Raw genomic sequence first — 19,993 nt, forward strand, 5'->3', positions numbered from 1 at the left:
GGCCTCCTAGCGGGTCAGCCGCAGCGCGTTGAGCACCACGGTCAGGGAGCTGACGGACATGCCGATCGCCGCCCAGGCCGGGGTGATCCAGCCGAGGGCGGCGAAGGGCAGCATCAGGCCATTGTACAGCCCGGCCCAGAGCAGGTTTTCGATGATGATGCGCCGCGTGCGCCGGGCCAGACCGAAGGCCGCCGTGAGCGCCTCCAGGCGATTGGACAGCAGCACCGCATCGGCGCTGGTCTTCGCCAGGTCGGTGGCCGAGCCCATGGCCACGCTGATGTCGGCGGCGGCCAGCACCGGAACGTCGTTGACGCCGTCGCCGAGCATCAGCACCTTGCGTCCCTGTTGGTGCAGCTGTTGGAGGATCGCCAGCTTGTCGTCCGGGCGCAGGCCGCCGCGGGCATCGGCGATGCCCAGCTCGGCGGCGACGCTGGCGACCATCGGCGAGCTGTCGCCGGACAGCAGCAGGGTGTTCCAGCCGCGCGTTCGGCAGGCGGCCAGCAGGGCCGGGGCGTCGGCGCGCAGGCGGTCGTCGAGCACCAGCCAGGCCAGTGGCCCATGACTGTCGCCGAGTAGCAGCCATTGACCGGGTTCGTCGGGCATGCTCGGCGCTGGGCGGCCACTCAGGGCGGCGACGAAGGCCGGTTGGCCTATGCGCAGGCGGCGGCCGTCGACCACGCCTTCCAGGCCCAGGCCCGGCGTATTGCTGACCTCATCGGCGGCCTGCGGTGCCTGGCCGAAGGCGCGGGCGATGGGGTGTTCCGAGCGGCTTTCCAGGGCGGCGGCGAGCGCCAGGCAGGTGTCGGCATCGACCGCGGCCAGCGGGCGGATTTCGCGCAGGGTCAACCGGCCTTCGGTGAGCGTGCCGGTCTTGTCGAAGATCACCGTGTCGATCTGGTTCAGGCCTTCCAGCACATGGCCGCGGGTCAGCAGCAGGCCGAGCTTGTGCAGGGTGCCGGTGGCGGCGGTCAGCGCCGTCGGGGTGGCCAGCGACAGCGCGCAGGGGCAGGTGGCGACCAGCATGGCGAGGACGATCCAGAACGCCCGCTCGGCATCCAACTGCCACCAGAGCAGGCCGATAGCGGCCGCCGCCAGCAACGACAGCAACAGGAACCACTGTGCGGCGCGGTCGGCGAGTTCGGCCAGGCGCGGCTTTTCCGCTTGCGCGCGCTCCAGCAGGCGGACGATGGCTGAGAGCCGGGTGTTTTGGCCGAGCGCCTGCACCTCGACGGTCAGCGGCCCTTCGACGTTGAGCGTGCCGGCGGTGACCGCATCACCCGGGCGACGCGCCTGCGGCAGGTATTCGCCGGTCAACAGCGATTCGTCGACGCTCGACTGGCCGGCGAGGATGCGCCCGTCGGCCGGTATTACAGCGCCGGGCAGCACCTGCACGCGCTCACCCAGGCGCAGTTCGCTGAGCAGGATGCGCTCGCTCTGCTCCTCAGCATTCAGACGCAAGCAGGAGGCCGGCAACAGGTTGACCAGCTGTGCGGTGGCTGCGGCGGTGCGCTCGCGGGCGCGGCGCTCCAGGTAGCGGCCGCTGAGGAGGAACAGGGCGAACATGCCGACGGCATCGAAATACAGCTCGCCCTGGCCGCTGATGGCCGTCCAGATTCCCGCCAGGTAGGCGCCGCCGATGGCCAGCGAGACCGACACGTCCATGGTCAAGTGGCGGGTGCGCAGGTCGCGCAGGGCGCCTCGGAAGAACGGCGCGCAGCTGTAAAAGACGATCGGGGTGGTGAGGAACATCGCCACCCAGCGCATGATCTGGTGCATCTCCGGGCTGAGGTCGATGTTGAATTCCGGCCAGGTGGCCATGGTCGCCATCATCGCCTGGAACCACAGCAGGCCGGCGACCCCAAGCTGGCGCAAGGCGCGACGGTTTTCCGTGGCCAGTTGCTCGGCGGCCCGGTCGGCCTGATAGGGATGGGCGGCGTAGCCGATCTTGCGCAGCTCGGCGAGCAGCTGGCTGAGCGGCAGTTGGCTGTCGGCCCAGCGCACATGCAGACGGTGGTTGGACAGGTTCAGGCGCGCCTCGCCGACGCCGGGCAGATGCTTGAGGTGATGCTCGATCAGCCAGCCGCAGGCGGCGCAGCTGATGCCTTCCACCAGCAGGGTGGCTTCGGCCAGATCGTCCTGATGGCGGACGAAGGGTTGCTGCACCTCCGGGCGGTCGTACAGGGCCAACTCGTCGCTGAGCTGCTGCGGCAACGCCTGGGGGTTGGCGGAATTTTCGCTGCGGTGCTTGTAGTAGCTGTCCAGACCACCGGCAACGATCGCCTCGGCCACCGCCTGGCAGCCGGGGCAGCAGAATTCACGCGGGTCGCCGAGCACCGACGTGCGAAAGCGGCTGCCGGTAGGTATCGGCAGTCCGCAGTGGTAGCAGGGCAGGGGAGCGGTCATGGGGCTACTCGGGAAAGGGTGACAGCGCGCGGCGTCATCACTTTCCTTGGACTTCGGCCCCCGGGATGGCTTCGTCACCGAGTTTCAGCTCAGCGCCCGGAGCCACGCTTTCTTCCTCGAACAGGCGCCAGGTCTGGCCTTCGTGCTCGCCCAACAGTTCGACGAAGCGGTGGCCACTGATGGCCTCGCTGAGCTGGCCGACGTAACGGCCCTGCTCGCTGGCGCTGCGGTTGAGCTGGATATGCCGGTCCTTTTCCGGTTGGGTCGGCGAGATCAGGCTCAGCTCGAGGCTGGCGGGCTGGCTGTTGCCGTTCAGGCTCAGGCTGATCTCGCCGGTCAATTCGTCCAAGTGGATGTCGGCATGCAACTGCAGGTCACGGGCCAGGCGTTCGCGGTCGAGCGAGCGGCTGATGCCTTTGCCAGCCTCGTAATAGTTGTCGTTGACCAGGGTGTCCTGGTTGCTGACCGCAATGCGGATCAGGTTGACGCTGAGGATCACCGAGGTGCCAAGCATGCCGATGATGGCCCAGGGCCAGAAGTTCTTGTACCAGCGGGTGCTGTGTTGCGGAGCGGAAGGCATGCTGCGGTTCTCTTGCTGGGCAGGCGGACACGCGTTTGGCGCGTGCCCGCGGGATTTTACCGGACGCGTGGACCAATGAAACGACTCTTCGCCTCGACCTGGCTGCCCGGGTTGTCGGCGTCGTGCAGGGTGAAGGTCACCTCGTTGGTGCTCGACGGCAGTTTTTCCGGCGCGATGGACAATTCTACCGGCAAGCTGAGAATTTCACCGGCGGCGACTTTCAGCTCGCGTTTGCCTTCCAGCTGGATGTCGTCCAGGCCCTTGGCGTCGATCAGATAGGTGTGATCGCGCTGGTCCTTGTTCATGATCTTCAGGCTGTAGACGTTCTCGATCCGGCCTTCGGCATTCTCGCGGAACAGCACGCGGTCCTTGCTGACATCGAAGCCGACCAGCGGGCGCATGACAATGGCGCCGACCAGCACGCTGATCATCGCCAGCAGGGCGAGGGCGTAGCCGATCAGGCGCGGGCGCAGCAGGTGGGTCTTCTGCCCGGACAGGTTGTGCTCGGTGGTGTAGCTGATCAGGCCGCGCGGGTAGTTCATCTTGTCCATGATGCTGTCGCAGGCATCAATGCAGGCGGCGCAGCCAATGCATTCGATCTGCAGACCGTCGCGGATGTCGATGCCAGTCGGGCAGACTTGCACGCACATGGTGCAGTCGATGCAGTCGCCGAGCCCTGCGGCCTTGTAGTCGATGCCTTTCTTGCGTGGGCCGCGGTGTTCGCCTTTGCGTGGGTCGTAGGAGACGATCAGGGTGTCCTTGTCGAACATCACGCTTTGGAAGCGCGCGTACGGGCACATATAGATGCACACCTGCTCACGCAGCCAGCCGGCGTTGCCGTAGGTGGCGAGGGTGAAGAAACCGACCCAGAAATACGCCCAGCCATCGGCCTGGCCGGTGAACAGTTCGCTGAGCAGCTCGCGGATCGGCGAGAAGTAGCCGACGAAGGTCAGGCCGGTGAGGAAACCGATGAGAATCCACAGGCTGTGCTTGGCCAGCTTGCGGGTGAACTTGTTGGCGCTCATCGGCGCCTTGTCGAGTTTCATGCGCTGGTTGCGGTCACCTTCGGTGATCTTCTCGCACCACATGAAGATCCATGTCCAGACGCTCTGCGGGCAGGTGTAGCCGCACCATACCCGGCCGGCGAATACGGTGATGAAGAACAGGCCGAACGCACTGACGATGAGAATGCCGGACAGCAGGATGAAGTCTTGCGGCCAGAAGGTGGCGCCGAAGACGAAGAACTTGCGCTCGGGCAGGTTCCACCACACGGCCTGGCGACCGCTCCAGCTGAGCCAAACAGTACCGAAGTAGATCAGAAACAGCGCGGCGCCACCGAACCGGCGCAGGTTGCGGAAAAAGCCGGTAAAGGCGCGGGTATAGATTTTCTCGCGCGAGGCATAGAGATCGACGCTGTTGTCCGCGGGTTTGGCCTGCGGGGTCACGTCTTGGACCGGAATCAGCTTGCTCATCAGTGCGTACCACGGCGGTAGAAGAGTGCCCCGGTCAGTGCATGCCGACAGAGGTCAAGGTGACTTGCGTCCTTCCAAGTATACCCTTGGAGTGCTGGCTAGACGGTGCGACCGGAGGTCGCGTGGTGTTGCGGGGAGGGTTTCCACACCGGATTCGGCCAGCGCTGCTGGCGCGAATCCGGGGGAGAGCTGGGCTTACAGGTGCTTATTCAGCAGCCTTTTCACCGTGGGACAGGCTGTAGACATAGGCGGCCAGCAGGTGGACCTTGTCGTTGCCTTGCATTTGTTCCTGAGCCGGCATTGCGCCCTGGCGACCATAGCGGATGGTCTGTTGCAGCTGGGCGAAGCTCGAGCCATAGATGAAGGCGCCCGGGTTGGTCAGGTTAGGTGCGCCCATGCTCGGGGTGCCTTTGCCTTCCGCGCCGTGGCAGGCGAAGCAGGTGGTGGCGAAGATCTTCTGGCCGGCAACCGGATCGGCCTTGGCATCTTCGGGCAGCTTGCGGCCGTGCAGTTGGGTCGTGACGAAGGCGGCGACGTCGCGAACGCCCTGATCGCCGATCATCGGGCCCTGGGGCGGCATCATGCCGTGGCGGCCATTCATGATGGTGGTCTTGATGGTTTCCGCCTCACCGCCCCAGCGCCATTCGCTGTCGGTCAGGTTGGGGAAGCCGTAGGCACCCTTGGCGTCGGAGCCGTGGCAGACCGAGCAGTTGGACGCGAACAGGCGGCCACCCATTTTCAGGGCTTGTGGATCCTTGGCGACTTCTTCGATCGGCATGCTGGCGAACTTGGCGAAGATCGGCCCGAACTTGGCGTCGGCCTTGGCCATTTCCTTTTCCCATTCGTGCACGCCGGTCCAGCCAGGCTGGCCGTTGGAGAACTCCTGCTTGGTTTCGCTGTTCACGTAGGCGTAGCCCGGCAGCAGGCCTTTCCAGTTACCCAGGCCCGGATAGAGCACTAGGTAGCCGAGGGCGAAGACGATGGTGGCGACGAACAGCCAGAACCACCATTTCGGCAGCGGGTTGTCGTACTCCTCAATGCCGTCGAAGGCATGGCCGACGGTCTCGTCGGTGGCTTCGACGCGCTGGCCCTTGCGCGTGGATAACAGGATCCAGGTCAGGGTGGCGATGGTGCCCAGGGTGAGTACTGTGACGTACAGACTCCAGAAGAGGGTCATTCTTTGTTACTCCTAGAAGCTTGCTCTTGCGCGACGTGCTTGATGGCATCGGGGTCATCTGCAAAAGGCAGCAGAGTGGCTTCGTCAAAGTCCTTGTTGCGTCTGGCGCTAAACGCCCAGAGAGCCAGACCGATGAAGGCAACCATCACGACGACGGTGCCCAGGCCACGAATAGTCCCGATGTCCATCGCAATCACCGTTTGCTTTTGATAATGGTGCCAAGACCTTGCAGGTAGGCAACCAGGGCATCCATTTCGGTTTTGCCCTTGACGGCCTCACGTGCGCCGGCAATGTCTGCGTCGGTGTAAGGCACGCCCATGGAGCGCAGCACTTCCATCTTCTTGGCAGTGTCTTTGCCGTCCAGCTTGTTCTCGACCAGGAAGGGGTAGGCCGGCATGATCGACTCAGGCACCACGTTGCGCGGGTTGTACAGGTGCGCACGCTGCCACTCATCGGAGTAGCGGCCGCCGACACGGGCCAGATCCGGGCCGGTACGCTTGGAGCCCCAGAGGAACGGGTGGTCCCAGACGCTTTCACCGGCTACCGAGTAGTGGCCGTAACGCTCGGTTTCGGCGCGGAACGGGCGGATCATCTGCGAGTGGCAGCCGACGCAGCCGTTGGCGATATAAACGTCACGGCCTTCCAGCTCCAGGGCGGTGCGTGGCTTCATACCTTCCACCGGCTTGTTGGTGACGTCCTGGAAGAACAGCGGAACGATCTGGGTCAGGCCGCCGATGCTGACGGCGATGACCATGAAGAAGGCCAGCAGGCCGATGTTCTTCTCGACTACTTCGTGGTTCATCAATGGGCTCCTGCAGTGATCACGGCTGCGGCTTCAACTTCGGCCGGCTTCGAGGCGCGCACGGTGCGGAAAGTGTTGTAGGCCATCAGCAGCATGCCGGAGGCGAAGAACGCACCACCGATGGCGCGAACGACGAAGCCTGGCTGGCTGGCCTGCAGCGCTTCGACGAAGGAGTAGGTCAGGGTGCCGTCCTCGTTGATTGCACGCCACATCAGGCCCTGGGTGATGCCGTTGACCCACATGGAGGCGATGTACAGCACGGTGCCGATGGTGGCGAGCCAGAAATGCGCGTTGATCAGGCCCACGCTGTGCATCTGCGCACGGCCGTAGAGCTTCGGAATCATGTGGTACAGCGCGCCGATGGAGATCATCGCCACCCAGCCGAGGGCGCCGGCGTGCACGTGGCCGATGGTCCAGTCGGTGTAGTGGGACAGGGCGTTGACGGTCTTGATCGCCATCATCGGGCCTTCGAAGGTCGACATGCCGTAGAACGCCAGGGACACGACCAGGAAGCGCAGGATCGGGTCGGTGCGCAGCTTATGCCAGGCGCCGGACAGGGTCATCATGCCGTTGATCATGCCGCCCCAGCTCGGCGCCAGGAGGATGATCGACATGGCCATGCCCAGGGACTGCGCCCAGTCCGGCAGGGCGGTGTAGTGCAGGTGGTGCGGGCCGGCCCAGATATACAGGGTGATCAGCGCCCAGAAGTGGACGATCGACAGGCGATAGGAGTAGATCGGGCGCTCGGCCTGCTTCGGCACGAAGTAGTACATCATGCCGAGGAAGCCGGTGGTGAGGAAGAAGCCCACGGCGTTGTGGCCGTACCACCACTGGATCATTGCGTCGGTCGCGCCGGAGTACAGCGAATAGGACTTGAAGAGCGAAACCGGCATTTCCATGCTGTTGACGATGTGCAGCATGGCGGTGACCACGATGAAGGCACCGTAGAACCAGTTACCGACATAGATGTGCTTGGTCTTGCGCTTGATGACAGTGCCGAAGAACACCGCCGCGTAGGTCACCCAGACGATGCCCAGCAGAATGTCGATCGGCCATTCCAGTTCGGCGTATTCCTTGGTGCTGGTGTAGCCCAGCGGCAGGGTGATGCCGGCGGCCACGATCACCGCTTGCCAGCCCCAGAAGGTGAAGGCAGCCAGGCTGTCAGAGATCAGGCGCGTCTGACAGGTACGTTGCACCACGTAGTACGAGGTAGCGAACAGAGCACAGCCACCAAAGGCAAAGATCACCAGGTTGGTGTGTAGGGGGCGCAGGCGTCCAAAGCTCGTCCACGGCAGGCCGAAGTTCAGCTCCGGCCATACCAGTTGCGAGGCAATGAAAACGCCCATGCCCATGCCAAGGATCCCCCAGACCACCGTCATGATGGCGAACTGGCGGACCACCTTATAGTTATAAGCAGTCGGACTGATTGCTGTGCTCATTCTAAGGTTCCACGGTTTTGGGTATTTTTTAGGGTCAAAAATCGGCGGCAAGTATGTAGAAACAAGGTACTCATTGCAACGCCAAAAGCCGTAGCTATCGGGCTTCCAGGCTGCTTATACAAAATGTTTCGGCGTCCTGAAGCGTGCGCTTCTCAGATGCACGCGTGACTGCGGATGTCACGCGAAGAAGGGCGTGGCCTTGGTCTGTCGACCGCAGGCTGCTGGGCGAAGATTAGTCCAAGACAACTGGCAGGAAAGGCTGTTGGTCGGAGAGGTGCGACACTCAGTCGCAGCGTGAAAGAGCCCCAAGAATGGAACATGGCGATGCCGCATGCGTCTGGGGTCGCCTGGTGCAAATCGGTGCTGACGGCGGGATAGAACCCTTGGTTGCGACCGGCCGTTTGGCGTCGACCAGTGGGCGAGGCCGAGTTCATACAAAGAGAGGAAAACATGGCGAATACGCCACAACCTGATACTGACGATGAAGTTCCGCTGGAACCGCCCCAATGGCTGTGGAATCGACCAACTGGCGAACCCCGGGCCAGCTTGATTCTTGCCCACGGCGCCGGCGCGCCGATGGACAGCAGCTTCATGAGCGGCATGGCCGCCCGCTTGGCTGAGCGCGGCATTGCGGTGCTGCGCTTCGAGTTCGCTTACATGGCCGCGCGACGTGTGGATGGGCGCAAACGCCCGCCGAATCCGCAGGCGCAGTTACTGGCGCAATGGCGGGAGGTCTATGCCCAGGTGCGCCAACAAGCCGCAGGGCGATTGGCCATCGGCGGCAAGTCGATGGGCGGGCGGATGGCCAGTCTGTTGGCCGATGAGTTGGGGGCTGATGCGCTGATTTGTCTCGGCTATCCCTTTCATGCCGTCGGCAAGACCGACAAACCGCGAGTGGCGCACCTGGCGGCCTTGCAAACGCCGACGCTGATCGTCCAAGGCGAGCGCGATGCCATGGGCGATCGCCCGACCGTGGCGCAATACGCACTGTCGGCGGCAATCGAGTTGTGCTGGCTGGCGGCGGCCGATCATGACCTGAAGCCGTTGAAGGCCTCAGGCATCACCCATGACCAGCATCTGGACCGCGCGGCGGATGCGGTGGCGAGCTTCTTGATCCCGAGCTGAGGGCGCTTTTCTGTAGGAGCCGTAGGGTGGATGTCGCTTTTCACATCCACCGCTTTTCCGGTGGAAAACGCTTCGCGGTTTTCCACCCTACGGCCTGGCTTTAACGGTTGAAGCGCTCCACCAGTGCCGACTGATTGTGCGCAGTGGCGGTCAGTTCCCGGCTCAGTTGCGCGGTGTTCTGCGCTTCGCCGGCGGTCTGGTCGGCCAGTTGGGCGATGGTGGTGATGTTGCGGTTGATCTCGTCGGCCACCGCGCTTTGTTCTTCCGCGGCGGCGGCGATCTGGTTGGCCATGTCGGTGATGTTGGCGACCGCATCGCCGATCCCGGCCAGCGCCTGATCGGCCTGCTGCACGCGCTCGACGCCTTCGTCGGCCTGGCGGCGGCCGATCTCCATGGTCATCACCGCCTCTTCGGCCGTGCGTTGCAGCTTGGCGATCAACTGGTGGATCTGCTCGGTGGACTCGGCGGTGCGTTGCGCTAGCGAGCGCACCTCGTCGGCGACCACGGCGAAGCCGCGACCCATCTCGCCGGCGCGGGCGGCTTCGATGGCGGCGTTGAGAGCCAGCAGGTTGGTCTGGTCGGCGATGCCTTTGATCACATCGACCACGCCGCCGATCTCGTTGCTGTCTTGGGCCAGGCGGGTGACGGTTTCGCCGGTTTCGCCGACCGACAGCGACAGACGCTGGATCGCCTCACGGGTTTCCGCGGCGATGGTGCGTCCCTGGTTGGTCAGATTGTTGGCCGCCTGGGTGGCGATGGCGGTACGCGCGACATTGCTGGCCACCTCCAGAGTGGTTGCGGCCATTTCGTTGACGGCCGTGGCGACTTGCTCGGTTTCGACACGTTGGCGCTCGAGGCTGCCGGAGCTGCTTTGCGCCAGGCTGTCGGCCTGGCGTGCCTGCTGGGTCAGGTGCTCGGCGGTGTCCTGCAGGCGGGTCAGGCAGGTGCGCAAGTGCGCTTCCTGACTGAGGATCGACATCTCCAGTCGTCCTTGCGAGCCGCGGCTGTCGGTGTACATCTGCGCGATCAGCGGGTCCGAGGTGCTTTGTTCGGCCAGGTGCAGCAGCCGGCGCAGGCCGCTCTGCTGCCAGTTCAAGCTGAACAGACCGAGCGGGATCGCCAGCGCCGCGGCCAGCAACAGGCCCCAGCCGGAACCCAGCCAATTGCCGATCAAGCTGCCCAGCGCGGCGGTCAATATAAAAGGCAGCCAGTACTGCAGCAGCGGCAACCAGCTGTCACTGGCCGGGACCGCCGACTTGCCGGCATTGATCCGTTGATACAAGGCCTCGGCGCGGCGTACCTGTTCTGCCGTCGGTTTGACCCGCACCGACTCGAAGCCAACCACCTGGCCGTTTTCCAGCACCGGGGTGACATAAGCGTTGACCCAGTAGTGGTCGCCGCTCTTGCAGCGATTCTTGACGATGCCCATCCACGGCCGGCCTTTCTTCAACGTCGTCCACATATGGGCGAACACGGCTGGCGGCACGTCGGGGTGGCGCACGGTGTTGTGCGGGGCGTGCAGCAGTTCGTCGCGGCTGAAACCACTGATGGCGACGAAGTCGTCGTTGCAGTAGGTGATCTGCCCCTTGAGGTCGGTGGTGGAGATCAGCCGCTGCTGGGCAGGGAAGGTACGTTCGCGTTGGGTGATGGGTTGATTGTTACGCATGGGGCTTGTCCATAAGGTGGATAACCAGTGATCGGCCGCCACTGGGAAAATTTGAGCCGGAAGGCAAAAAAAGACCGGACGATTAGTCCGGTCGTTTTAGGGGCGGCAGTGTAATCCGATTGGACCGCGTTCACAGTTCTGTTGCCGGAATCACCCGGCGATCAGCTGCCGCAACACGTAATGCAGAATGCCGCCGGCCTTGAAGTACTCCACCTCGTTGAGGGTATCGATGCGGCACAGCACCTCGAAGCTGTCGCGGCTGCCGTCCTCACGATGCACCTCCACGGTCAGGTGCATCTTCGGGTGCAGTTCGACGCCGTCCAGGCCGCAGATGTCCAGGTTTTCGCGGCCGCTCAGCTTCAGGCTATTGCGGTCCTGGCCGTCCTTGAACTGCAGCGGCAGCACGCCCATGCCCACCAGGTTGGAACGGTGGATGCGCTCGAAGCTTTCGGCGATCACCGCCTTGATGCCCAGCAGGTTGGTGCCCTTGGCCGCCCAGTCGCGCGACGAACCGGTGCCGTATTCTTTGCCGGCGACTATCAGCAGCGGCGTGCCTTCCTCCTGGTAGCGCATGGAGGCGTCGTAGATCGCCAGCTTGTCGCCGCTGGGGATGTGCAGAGTATTGCCGCCTTCCTCGCCGCCGAGCATCTCGTTCCTGATGCGGATATTGGCGAAGGTGCCGCGCATCATCACTTCATGGTTGCCGCGCCGCGAACCGTAGGAATTGAAATCCTTGGGCTCCACGCCATGCCCTCGCAGGTAGCGGCCGGCCGGGCTGTCGGCCTTGATGTTGCCGGCCGGGGAGATGTGGTCGGTGGTCACCGAATCGCCGAGCAGGGCGAGGATGCGGGCGTGGTGGATGTCGCCGATGTGTGGCGGGGCGTCGCCGATATCCTCGAAGAACGGCGGGTGCTGGATGTAGGTGGAGTCGTCCTGCCAGACATAGGTATCGGTCTGTGGCACCTGGATCGCCTGCCACTTGGCGTCGCCGGCGAACACCTCGCCATATTCCTTGTGGAACATCGCGGTATCGACCTTCTGCACCGCTGCGGCGATTTCCGCCTGGCTGGGCCAGATGTCCTTGAGATACACCGGCTGGCCGTGCTTGTCGGTGCCGAGCGACTGGCTGCTGATGTCGAGGCGCACGCTGCCGGCCAGGGCATAGGCCACCACCAGCGGCGGCGAGGCCAACCAGTTGGTCTTCACCAGTGGATGCACGCGGCCCTCGAAATTGCGGTTGCCGGACAACACCGAGGCGACGGCCAGATCGGCCTGCTGGATGGCCTTCTCGATCGGCTCTTGCAGCGGTCCGGAGTTACCGATGCAGGTGGTGCAGCCGTAACCGACCAGATCGAAGCCCAGCTCGTTCAGATAGCTCGTCAGGCCGGCGGCGTTCAGGTAGTCGGTCACCACCTTGGAACCGGGCGCCAGCGAGCTCTTCACCCAGGGCTTGCGTTGCAGGCCTTTCTCCACCGCTTTCTTCGCCAGCAGGCCGGCCGCCATCATCACGCTGGGATTGGAGGTGTTGGTGCAGGAGGTGATGGCGGCGATCACCACCGCACCGTTCTTCAGGCGATGGGTGGCGCCTTCGTATTGGTAGTCGATTTCGCCGACATGGGAGGTGCCGCCGACCGCGGTTCCGCCGCCGCCCTCGTCGAGCAGGCGACCTTCTTCGTTGGGGCTCGACTTCAGTTGCAGGCCGAATAGGTCGTCGAAGGCCTTGGGCACCTGCGGCAGGGCGACGCGGTCCTGCGGACGTTTGGGACCGGCCAGGCTGGCCTCGACACTACCCAGGTCGAGCTCCAGGCTGTCGCTGAACAGCGGTTCGTGACCGGGCTCGCGCCACATGCCCTGGACCTTGGAGTAGGCCTCGACCAGCTTGACGGTATTCTCCGGACGGCCGGACAGGCGCAGGTAGCTGAGGGTAATCTCGTCGACCGGGAAGAAGCCGCAGGTGGCGCCGTATTCCGGGGCCATGTTGGCGATGGTGGCGCGGTCGGCCAGCGGCAGGTCGGCGAGGCCGTCGCCGTAGAATTCGACGAATTTCCCCACCACCCCCTTCTTGCGCAGCATCTGGGTGACGGTCAGCACCAGGTCGGTGGCGGTAATGCCTTCGTGTAGTTTGCCGGTGAGCTTGAAGCCGATCACCTCGGGAATCAGCATCGACACCGGCTGGCCGAGCATGGCCGCTTCCGCCTCGATCCCGCCCACGCCCCAGCCGAGTATGCCGAGGCCGTTGATCATGGTGGTGTGCGAGTCGGTGCCCACCAGGGTGTCGGGGAAGGCGAAGGTCTGGCCGTCCTCGTCCTTGGTCCAGACGGTGCGGCCGAGGTATTCCAGGTTGACCTGGTGGCAGATGCCGGTGCCCGGCGGCACCACGCTGAAGTTGTCAAAGGCATGCTGGCCCCAGCGCAGGAAGCTGTAGCGCTCGCCGTTGCGCTGCATCTCGATCTCGACGTTTTCTGCGAAGGCCTGCTTGGAGGCGAATTTGTCGACCATCACCGAGTGGTCGATGACCAGGTCGACCGGCGACAGCGGGTTGATCCTCTGCGGGTCGCCACCGGCCTTGGCCATGGCGGCGCGCATGGCCGCCAGGTCGACCACCGCCGGCACGCCAGTGAAGTCCTGCATCAGCACGCGGGCCGGGCGGTACTGGATCTCGTGGTCGGAGCTGCGGGTTGTCTGCCAGTCCACCAGTGCCTTGATGTCATGGGCACTGACGGTGGCGTTGTCTTCCCAGCGCAGCAGGTTTTCCAGCAATACCTTCAACGACATCGGCAGGCGGCTGATGTCGCCGAGGCTCTTGGCGGCCTCGGCGAGGTTGTAATAGTGGTAGGTCTTGCCGTCGACATCGAGCGTACGGCGGCTGTTCAGGCTATCCAGGGAGGGCATTTTTATCTCCTCTTGGCCCGCACGGCACGGCACGGGCCTGGCTATCGGCTCAGGAATCTTCAACCTAGACCGCTTCGGGTGGTCCTGCCTGTTTAACTGGGCTGTCCGCCGACGTTCGGGTTGTTAACTCCGTTATCATGCGCGGCTTGAGGAGACCCCCGATGAATTCTTTGTTATTGCACTGCCGTCCCGGTTTCGAGGGCGAGGTGTGCGCGGAAATCAGTGAACACGCCGCCCGCCTGAACGTCGCCGGCTACGCCAAGGGTAAGCCCGGTACGGCTTACGCCGAGTTCATCTGCAGCGAGGCGGACGGCGCCGAGCGCCTGATGCGCGGCCAGCGCTTCAACCGGCTGATCTTCCCGCGCCAGTGGGCGCGTGGAACCTTCGTCGAGTTGCCGGAAAGCGACCGCATCAGCGTGCTGCTCGAGGCCCTGGCGGCATTCCCGGTCTGCGGCAGCCTGTGGCTTGAGGTGCTCGACACCAACGACGGCAAGGAGCTTTCCAACTTCTGCAAGAAGTTCGAGGCGCCCCTGCGCAAGGCCTTGAACAAGGCCAGCAAACTGGTCGAGGACGGTCACAAGCCGCGCCTGCTGCTGACCTTCAAGAGTGGCCGCGAGGTGTTCCTCGGTCTGGCCGAGGCGAACAATTCGGCGCTGTGGCCGATGGGCATCCCGCGCCTGAAGTTCCCTCGCGAGGCGCCGAGCCGCTCGACCCTCAAGCTTGAGGAGGCCTGGCATTTCTTTATCCCGCGCGAGCAATGGGATGAGCGCCTGTCGGGCGAGATGACGGGGGTCGACCTCGGCGCCGCGCCCGGTGGCTGGACCTATCAACTGGTCCGACGCGGCATGCTGGTGACCGCCATCGACAACGGGCCGATGGCCGAGAGCCTGATGGATACTGGGCTGGTCCAGCATCTGATGGTCGACGGTTTCACCTGGAAGCCGAAGCAGCCGGTGGACTGGATGGTCTGCGACATCGTCGAGAAGCCGGCGCGCAACGCCGCCTTGCTGGAAACCTGGATCGGCGAGGGCCTGTGCCGCGAGGCGGTGGTCAACCTCAAACTGCCGATGAAGCAGCGCTACGCCGAGGTGCGGCGCTTGTTGCAGCGGCTTGAGGACGGTTTCGCCGCGCGCCGGATCAAGGTGTCGATCGCCTGCAAGCAGCTCTACCACGACCGCGAGGAAGTGACCTGCCATCTGCGCCGGTTATAAGCGGACGTCGGGTGGCGGAGTGAAGCGCCCGTAGCCCGATGCCGTTCGGACTTTCTCTCACCCTGACCCTCCCGCAAAGGGAGCGGTCTGATCGGGGCTCGGAAACGCCGGGAGGGCGGCTAACACCTGCTTATCAATAAACGCCGCCTTGCATCATTCCCCCTCTTGATTGGCGGGATAGCCGCTTTAGGTTGGGTATCGCTAGTCCTGTGCGATCCCCTAAGATCGCAGGGCATTTCAGTGGCGAGGTGGTAATGAATTTTTCCGAATTGATGCGGGCGGTGCGTGGCAACCCGAACGACGTGGTGGTGCCGAGTCATTGGGGGCAAGGCCGGGCCGGTTTCGGTGGGCTGGCGGCGGCGCTGGTGTACGAGGCGATGCGTGCCAAAGTCCCCGCCGGGCGTCCGGTGCGTTCGCTGGCAATCACCTTCGTCGGCCCGCTGGCGGTCGATACGCCGGTGAGTTTCGAGGTCGAGGTGCTGCGCGAAGGCAAGGCCGTCAGCCAGGTGCTTGGCCGCGCCGTGCAGGACGGTCAGGTGGTGACCTTGGTGCAAGGCAGCTTCGGCGGCGCGCGCGAGTCGGCGATCAAGGTCGAGGCCGAACTGGCTCCGGCGATGAAGCCCGCCGAGGAAGCCATGGAGCTGCCCTATGTGAAAGGCGTGACGCCGGAATTCACCCAGCACCTGGCGATGCGCTGGGCGGTTGGCGGCATGCCATTCACCAATACACCGAAGCGGCAGATGGGCGGCTGGGTGCGCTTTCGCACCGAAACCGAGGCCCGGCCGGTGGACGAAGCCGACCTGCTGGCCCTGGTCGATGCCTGGCCGCCGGCCGTGTTGCCGCACCTGCGCCAGAAGGCGCCGGGCAGTTCGCTGACCTGGACCATAGAGTTCGTCCAGCCGGCGCCGACCCTGAGCACCCTGGACTGGTGCCAGTACCTGGCGGAGATCGACCATGCCCAAGACGGTTATGGCCATGTCGCCGCCAAGCTGCGGACCCCGAGCGGCGAGTTGGTGGCGATTAGCCGGCAGACGGTGGCGGTGTTCGGCTAGGACGGGCGGAGAAGGACGGAGTTGACCTTCACCCGTTCAGATCGCCGGCAAACGAAAAAACGCCCGCGCGCAGGCCGTGGTGTGCTCGGCCACTTGCTCCGGGCTTTCGCCACGATGACGGGCGACCTCCTGCAGGACCTCGGTGAGAAAGGCGGGCTCGTTGCGGCCGTGTTTGGGTTTTGGCCGCAGGCTGCGCGGCAACAGATAGGGCGCATCGCTCTCTAGCATCAGGCGACCCTGGGGGATTTCCCGCATCAGCGGATGCAGATGGGTGCCGCGGCGCTCGTCGCAAATCCAGCCGGTGATGCCGATGTGCAGGTCCATATCCAGGTAGTTGAACAGCGCGCGCTTATCGGCGGTGAAGCAATGCACCACCGCCGCCGGTAGGCGGTCACGGTAGTCGCGCAGGATTTCGCGCAGGCGTTGATCGGCCTCGCGCTCATGCAGGAACACCGGCAACTGCAGTTCCACGGCCAGTGCCAACTGTTCCTCCAGCGCCTTTTCCTGTGCAGGGCGCGGCGAGAAGTCACGGTTGAAGTCCAGCCCGCATTCGCCGACCGCGCGTACCTCAGGCTCCCGCAGTAGCGCGCGCAACTGGTTGGCGCTGGCACTGTTCCAGTGGCTGGCATCGTGCGGATGGACGCCGGCGGTGCAGAACAGCCGTTCGCTGCTTTCATCCAGTTGCCGGCAGAGGGCCAGGGATTGTTCGCTGCCGGCCAGGCTGGTGCCGGTGAGAACCAGCTGGCAGACACCGGCCTCGTAAGCGCGGGCCAGTACGGCTTCAAGCTGCTGGGTGAAGCTGGCGTGGGTCAGATTGATGCCGATGTCGATGAGTTGCATGGTGCTACCTCGAAACTGAGCCGTGCAGCATAACAGAGCGCGTTTCTCATAAATAAAACTAACAAATACATATAGTTAACGTTAACTATTAATGTTGGATAGTGGGTGGGGCTGGCGTCACGCGACCTGCTGTGCCAACCTCCGCGCCCCGCGTGTTGGGGAACTCCCCGATTGCGCAACGCTCTCAGACGATCGGCTTTCAGTGGTTTAAACCGATCTGCCCCGGAGACACGATGACGCGACCGCTGCTGTTTCTGCTCTGTCTGCTGGCGCTGTTGCCATTGCCGGCGGCTGCGCGCCTGGCCGGGCCGCCGGAAACCTGGCAGCAGTCGGGCAATGCCCGCGATCTGGCGCAGATCCGCAGCAGCGGCGTATTGCGCGTGCTGGTCAATCAGAGTCGCAACAGTTCTGGCGCGGTCAAGGGCCAGAGCATCGGCATCGAATATCACCGCCTGCGGGCGTTCGAGCAGTACCTCAACAGCAAATCCCGCGATGGCCGCCCGCTGACCCTGAAGATCATCCCCAAGGCCAAGGACCAGTTGCTGGCGGCCCTGCAGCGCGGCGAGGGCGACCTGGTCGCGCCGGGGGAGCTGCTCAGCGCCCGTAGCGGCCAGCAGGTCAGTGCCACCGCGGCGTTCCGCAACAACGTGCCGATCGTGCTGGTCAGTCGCCAGGGTGACCGGCGCTATCAGCGCCTGGAACAACTGGCTGGGCGCAGCCTGGCATTGCCGGTGGGCAGTGCGGCGGATGAAGCGCTGCGGGCGGTCAACCAGAAACTGGCGCAGCGCAGGCTGGCGCCGATGATGATCGAGTGGGTCGACCCCAGTCTGGCGGTCGAGGATGTGCTGGAACTGGTCCAGGCCGGCATTCTCCCGCGTAGCGCGGTAGAGCTGCCCATCGCCGAGCGCTGGGCCAAGGTCATGCCCAAGTTGCGCATCGACAAGCAATTGGTCTTGGCCAATGAAGGCGACATGAGCTGGTTCGTACGCCGCGATGCACCCATGCTGCGCGCCAGTGTCGACCGCTTCATCAAGACCTACCATGTGCCCACCGATCAGGATGCCGATTTTCAGCGGGTCTATCGGCGTCTGTATCGGGTGCATTCGCCGTTGGCGCTGGCCGATCGGCAGCGCCTGGAGAAGGTCCGCCCGGTCCTGCAGCGCTATGCCGAGCAGAATGACTTCGATTGGCTGGCGTTGGCGGCGCTGGCCTTCAAGGAGTCGACCCTGAATCCTGCCGCACGCGGGGCTGGCGGGGCCACCGGGCTGATGCAGATCACGCCGGCGGCAGCGCGCCGTGTGGGCGTTGGCAACGTGCAGGCGCTTGATGGCAATGTGAAGGCCAGTGCCAAGTACCTGGCGATGATCCGCCGCAACTATTTCAGTAGCCGGCAGATCACCGAGCGTGAACGCCTGGCGTTTGTCTTGGCGGCCTACAACCTGGGGCCGGAACGGGTGCAAGGTCTGCGTGCGGAGGCGCGCCGGCGCGGCCTGAACAGCAATCAGTGGTTCTTCCAGGTCGAGCGTATTGCCATGGAGCAGCTGGGTATGGGGGTGGCCAGCTACGTCAGTGCGGTGAACAAGTACTACCTGGCGTATGACCGCGAGCGCGATTCGCTGGAACGGCAGGGGCGACGGGTTAGCTCACGCTAACCGCCTATTTTTCGATAGGTATGGCGGATTTTTTGCGCCTTTTTAAACGGATTAATAATTTAGGCTAGCCTCAACTTAACCCTCTCAGCCAAAGGACCCTCGCTCCATGAACAACGCGCTCAAAGCTGTTTTCGCTACTCAGGCCGGTTACGGCATCACGCTGCTGCGCGTGGTCACCGGCCTCACCTTCGCCGCCCACGGCTCACAGAAACTGTTTAGCTGGTTCGGCGGTCACGGTCTGGCCGGTGTCGGCCAGTGGATGGAAAGCATCGGTCTTACCCCCGGCTACCTGATGGCGTTGCTGGCCGGTAGTGCCGAGTTCTTCGGTGGCATGGCGCTGGTGCTGGGCCTGTTGGTTCGTCCGGCAGCCCTCGCCTTGATCGTGAACATGGTGGTGGCGATTTTCGCGGTGCACTGGGTCAATGGCTTCTTCATCACCGAGAATGGCTACGAGTACGCCATGATCCTCGGCCTGATCAGCGCCGTGCTGCTGATCGAGGGCGCCGGCAAGCTGTCGTTGGATCGCCGCATCGCCAGCTGAGCCTGAGCGAGTCAAACAAAAGCCCGCATGATGCGGGCTTTTGTCGTTTAGGTGACGTCTGTCGCGTTACAGCCCAGCGTTCTTCAGGCGGTTGGCCTGCTGGCGATACACGGTGGTCGGATTGGTCTCGAACAGGCTGGTGAGGCCGAAGGTCTGGTTGACCTCGTCGAGGTGGTTCATCCGGTAGTTGTCGCGGATGACTTGACCGAGGTGCGAACTGCAGCGGCCGACCAGGCCGTCGTTGGGCTCGCTGAAGGTCAGCGAACTGGCGCCGAGCATCAGGTCGCTGACGTCCAGGACGTTGGTCAGCGGGCTGGTGCCGCTCCACGAGTAGTAGCGCACGCCATTCACCGAATAGGCGCCCTCGCCGCAGGCGCTGCTCGGAATGCCCGCAGGGAATTTGGCGTTGAACACCGCCGCGCCGGCGCTATTCAGCGACTCCAGCGAGCCGAGGGCGTTCTGCGGCGTGGTGCTCGGACTGGTGGAGAGGAAGTTGATCAGTGCACCGAGGCCATTGACGATGCCGGCGAGGATCGCTTCCCCGGCCGAGTCCGGCGGGATCTGGCGCAGGAAGTCGGCGGTGGCCGAGCCCTTGTGCGGGCTGCCGACGCTGGTCATCGAGGCGACCAGGTCCGGGCGCACCCCGGCCACGTAGCGGGCGGTGGGGCCGCCATGGCTGTGGCCGATCAGGTTGACCTTGGGCTTGCCGCTGATGGCGACAATCTCCTCGACCTGGGCCAGCAACTGTTCGCCACGGGCTTCGGAAGTGTCCAGCTGGCTGACTTCGGTGACGTATACCTTAGCGCCGTCGCTGCGCAGCGCGCCAGGAATGCCGTACCAGTAGTTGATGCCGAGGATGCTGTCGAAGCCGAGCATGCCGTGGGCCAGGACGATGGGGTACTGGGTCTGGGTATAGCCGGACGAGCCGAACAGTCCCGCTTGGGCCGGCCCGCTGAAGGCACAGGCGGTGCCCAGGCAGAGGGCGAGCAGAGTCTTGTTTTTGTTCATGGGCGCTCTCGAGATAAATGGGGCGCGGGCAGGCTTCCATGCTCCCTGGGGATGGCCTCGTCCAGAGGCTGACGACGAAAAGGCAGGAAGCGTGCCATGTTCTCGGGCGCGGAATGGAGAAGGCTCTGGTGCA

At 64.1% G+C, this 19,993-nt stretch carries 16 protein-coding genes and 1 pseudogene; 5 read left to right on the forward strand and 12 right to left on the reverse strand.

The annotated features are described in order from the left end of the window. Nucleotides 1-6: 6 nt before the first annotated feature. The 7 genes from D3880_RS09750 to ccoN all read right to left on the reverse strand — a co-directional run bounded on the left by D3880_RS09750 (nt 7) and on the right by ccoN (nt 7,873). Nucleotides 7-2,403 carry a heavy metal translocating P-type ATPase gene (locus tag D3880_RS09750; RefSeq protein WP_119893272.1) on the reverse strand — a complete coding sequence of 799 codons (2,397 nt, stop codon included), beginning with the start codon at nt 2,401-2,403 and terminating at the stop codon, nt 7-9. A 37-nt stretch (nt 2,404-2,440) separates the two neighbouring features. Next, nucleotides 2,441-2,983, reverse strand: coding sequence for a FixH family protein (locus D3880_RS09755; RefSeq protein WP_119893273.1), 543 nt, complete (start codon nt 2,981-2,983; stop codon nt 2,441-2,443). Between the two features lie 56 nt (nt 2,984-3,039). Next, complete coding sequence (ccoG, locus tag D3880_RS09760; RefSeq protein ID WP_119893274.1) at nt 3,040-4,455, reverse strand: cytochrome c oxidase accessory protein CcoG; 1,416 nt, start codon at nt 4,453-4,455, stop codon at nt 3,040-3,042. A gap of 205 nt (nt 4,456-4,660) precedes the next feature. Beyond that, nucleotides 4,661-5,632 carry a cytochrome-c oxidase, cbb3-type subunit III gene (gene ccoP, locus D3880_RS09765; protein ID WP_119893275.1) on the reverse strand — a complete coding sequence of 324 codons (972 nt, stop codon included), beginning with the start codon at nt 5,630-5,632 and terminating at the stop codon, nt 4,661-4,663. Continuing rightward, nucleotides 5,629-5,820, reverse strand: a complete 192-nt coding sequence (locus tag D3880_RS09770) for a cbb3-type cytochrome oxidase subunit 3 (protein ID WP_119893276.1) — start codon at nt 5,818-5,820, stop codon at nt 5,629-5,631. The genes ccoP and D3880_RS09770 overlap by 4 nt, the downstream gene beginning before the upstream one ends. 5 nt (nt 5,821-5,825) lie before the next feature. Further along, entirely contained in the window at nt 5,826-6,434 is a 609-nt protein-coding gene (ccoO, locus tag D3880_RS09775; RefSeq protein ID WP_119893277.1) for a cytochrome-c oxidase, cbb3-type subunit II, read from the reverse strand. Then, nucleotides 6,434-7,873, reverse strand: a complete 1,440-nt coding sequence (ccoN, locus tag D3880_RS09780) for a cytochrome-c oxidase, cbb3-type subunit I (protein ID WP_119893278.1) — start codon at nt 7,871-7,873, stop codon at nt 6,434-6,436. The genes ccoO and ccoN overlap by 1 nt, the downstream gene beginning before the upstream one ends. Before the next feature lie 450 nt (nt 7,874-8,323). Between ccoN and D3880_RS09785 the strand changes: the two genes are divergently transcribed. After that, complete coding sequence (locus D3880_RS09785; protein ID WP_119893279.1) at nt 8,324-8,998, forward strand: alpha/beta family hydrolase; 675 nt, start codon at nt 8,324-8,326, stop codon at nt 8,996-8,998. Nucleotides 8,999-9,098: 100 nt separating this feature from the next. On the opposite strand, the gene D3880_RS23365 is transcribed toward D3880_RS09785, so the two are convergent. From D3880_RS23365 to acnA, 3 genes and pseudogenes are all read right to left on the reverse strand, one after another. Beyond that, complete coding sequence (locus tag D3880_RS23365) at nt 9,099-10,016, reverse strand: methyl-accepting chemotaxis protein (protein ID WP_420800868.1); 918 nt, start codon at nt 10,014-10,016, stop codon at nt 9,099-9,101. A 366-nt stretch (nt 10,017-10,382) separates the two neighbouring features. Further along, nucleotides 10,383-10,664 (reverse strand): annotated as a pseudogene (locus D3880_RS23370) (PAS domain-containing protein); the annotation flags it as partial. A gap of 150 nt (nt 10,665-10,814) precedes the next feature. Further along, nucleotides 10,815-13,556, reverse strand: coding sequence for an aconitate hydratase AcnA (gene acnA, locus D3880_RS09795; RefSeq protein WP_119893281.1), 2,742 nt, complete (start codon nt 13,554-13,556; stop codon nt 10,815-10,817). A gap of 161 nt (nt 13,557-13,717) precedes the next feature. On the opposite strand from acnA, the gene rlmM reads away from it, so the two are divergent. Beyond that, nucleotides 13,718-14,767 carry a 23S rRNA (cytidine(2498)-2'-O)-methyltransferase RlmM gene (gene rlmM, locus D3880_RS09800; RefSeq protein WP_119893282.1) on the forward strand — a complete coding sequence of 350 codons (1,050 nt, stop codon included), beginning with the start codon at nt 13,718-13,720 and terminating at the stop codon, nt 14,765-14,767. A gap of 254 nt (nt 14,768-15,021) precedes the next feature. Then, a complete protein-coding gene (locus D3880_RS09805) occupies nt 15,022-15,819 on the forward strand; it encodes an acyl-CoA thioesterase (RefSeq protein ID WP_119893283.1) in 798 nt (265 codons plus the stop codon). A gap of 36 nt (nt 15,820-15,855) precedes the next feature. On the opposite strand, the gene D3880_RS09810 is transcribed toward D3880_RS09805, so the two are convergent. Next, nucleotides 15,856-16,659: a TatD family hydrolase gene (locus D3880_RS09810; protein WP_119893284.1), complete on the reverse strand. Its 804-nt coding sequence runs from the start codon at nt 16,657-16,659 to the stop codon at nt 15,856-15,858. 233 nt (nt 16,660-16,892) lie between these two features. Here D3880_RS09810 and D3880_RS09815 point away from each other — a divergent pair, with 233 nt between their 5' ends. Together D3880_RS09815 and D3880_RS09820 are read left to right on the forward strand one after the other, a co-directional pair. Continuing rightward, the gene (locus D3880_RS09815; RefSeq protein ID WP_119893285.1) at nt 16,893-18,311 is read left to right on the forward strand and encodes an MltF family protein; all 1,419 of its coding nucleotides are present in this window, start codon (nt 16,893-16,895) and stop codon (nt 18,309-18,311) included. 106 nt (nt 18,312-18,417) lie between these two features. Continuing rightward, complete coding sequence (locus D3880_RS09820; RefSeq protein ID WP_119893286.1) at nt 18,418-18,852, forward strand: DoxX family protein; 435 nt, start codon at nt 18,418-18,420, stop codon at nt 18,850-18,852. Between the two features lie 66 nt (nt 18,853-18,918). Here D3880_RS09820 and D3880_RS09825 read toward each other — a convergent pair whose 3' ends face one another. After that, a complete protein-coding gene (locus D3880_RS09825; protein ID WP_119893287.1) occupies nt 18,919-19,860 on the reverse strand; it encodes a triacylglycerol lipase in 942 nt (313 codons plus the stop codon). Nucleotides 19,861-19,993: the final 133 nt, after the last annotated feature.

The sequence above is a fragment of the Pseudomonas cavernae genome, from assembly GCF_003595175.1.
GTDB lineage: Bacteria > Pseudomonadota > Gammaproteobacteria > Pseudomonadales > Pseudomonadaceae > Aquipseudomonas > Aquipseudomonas cavernae.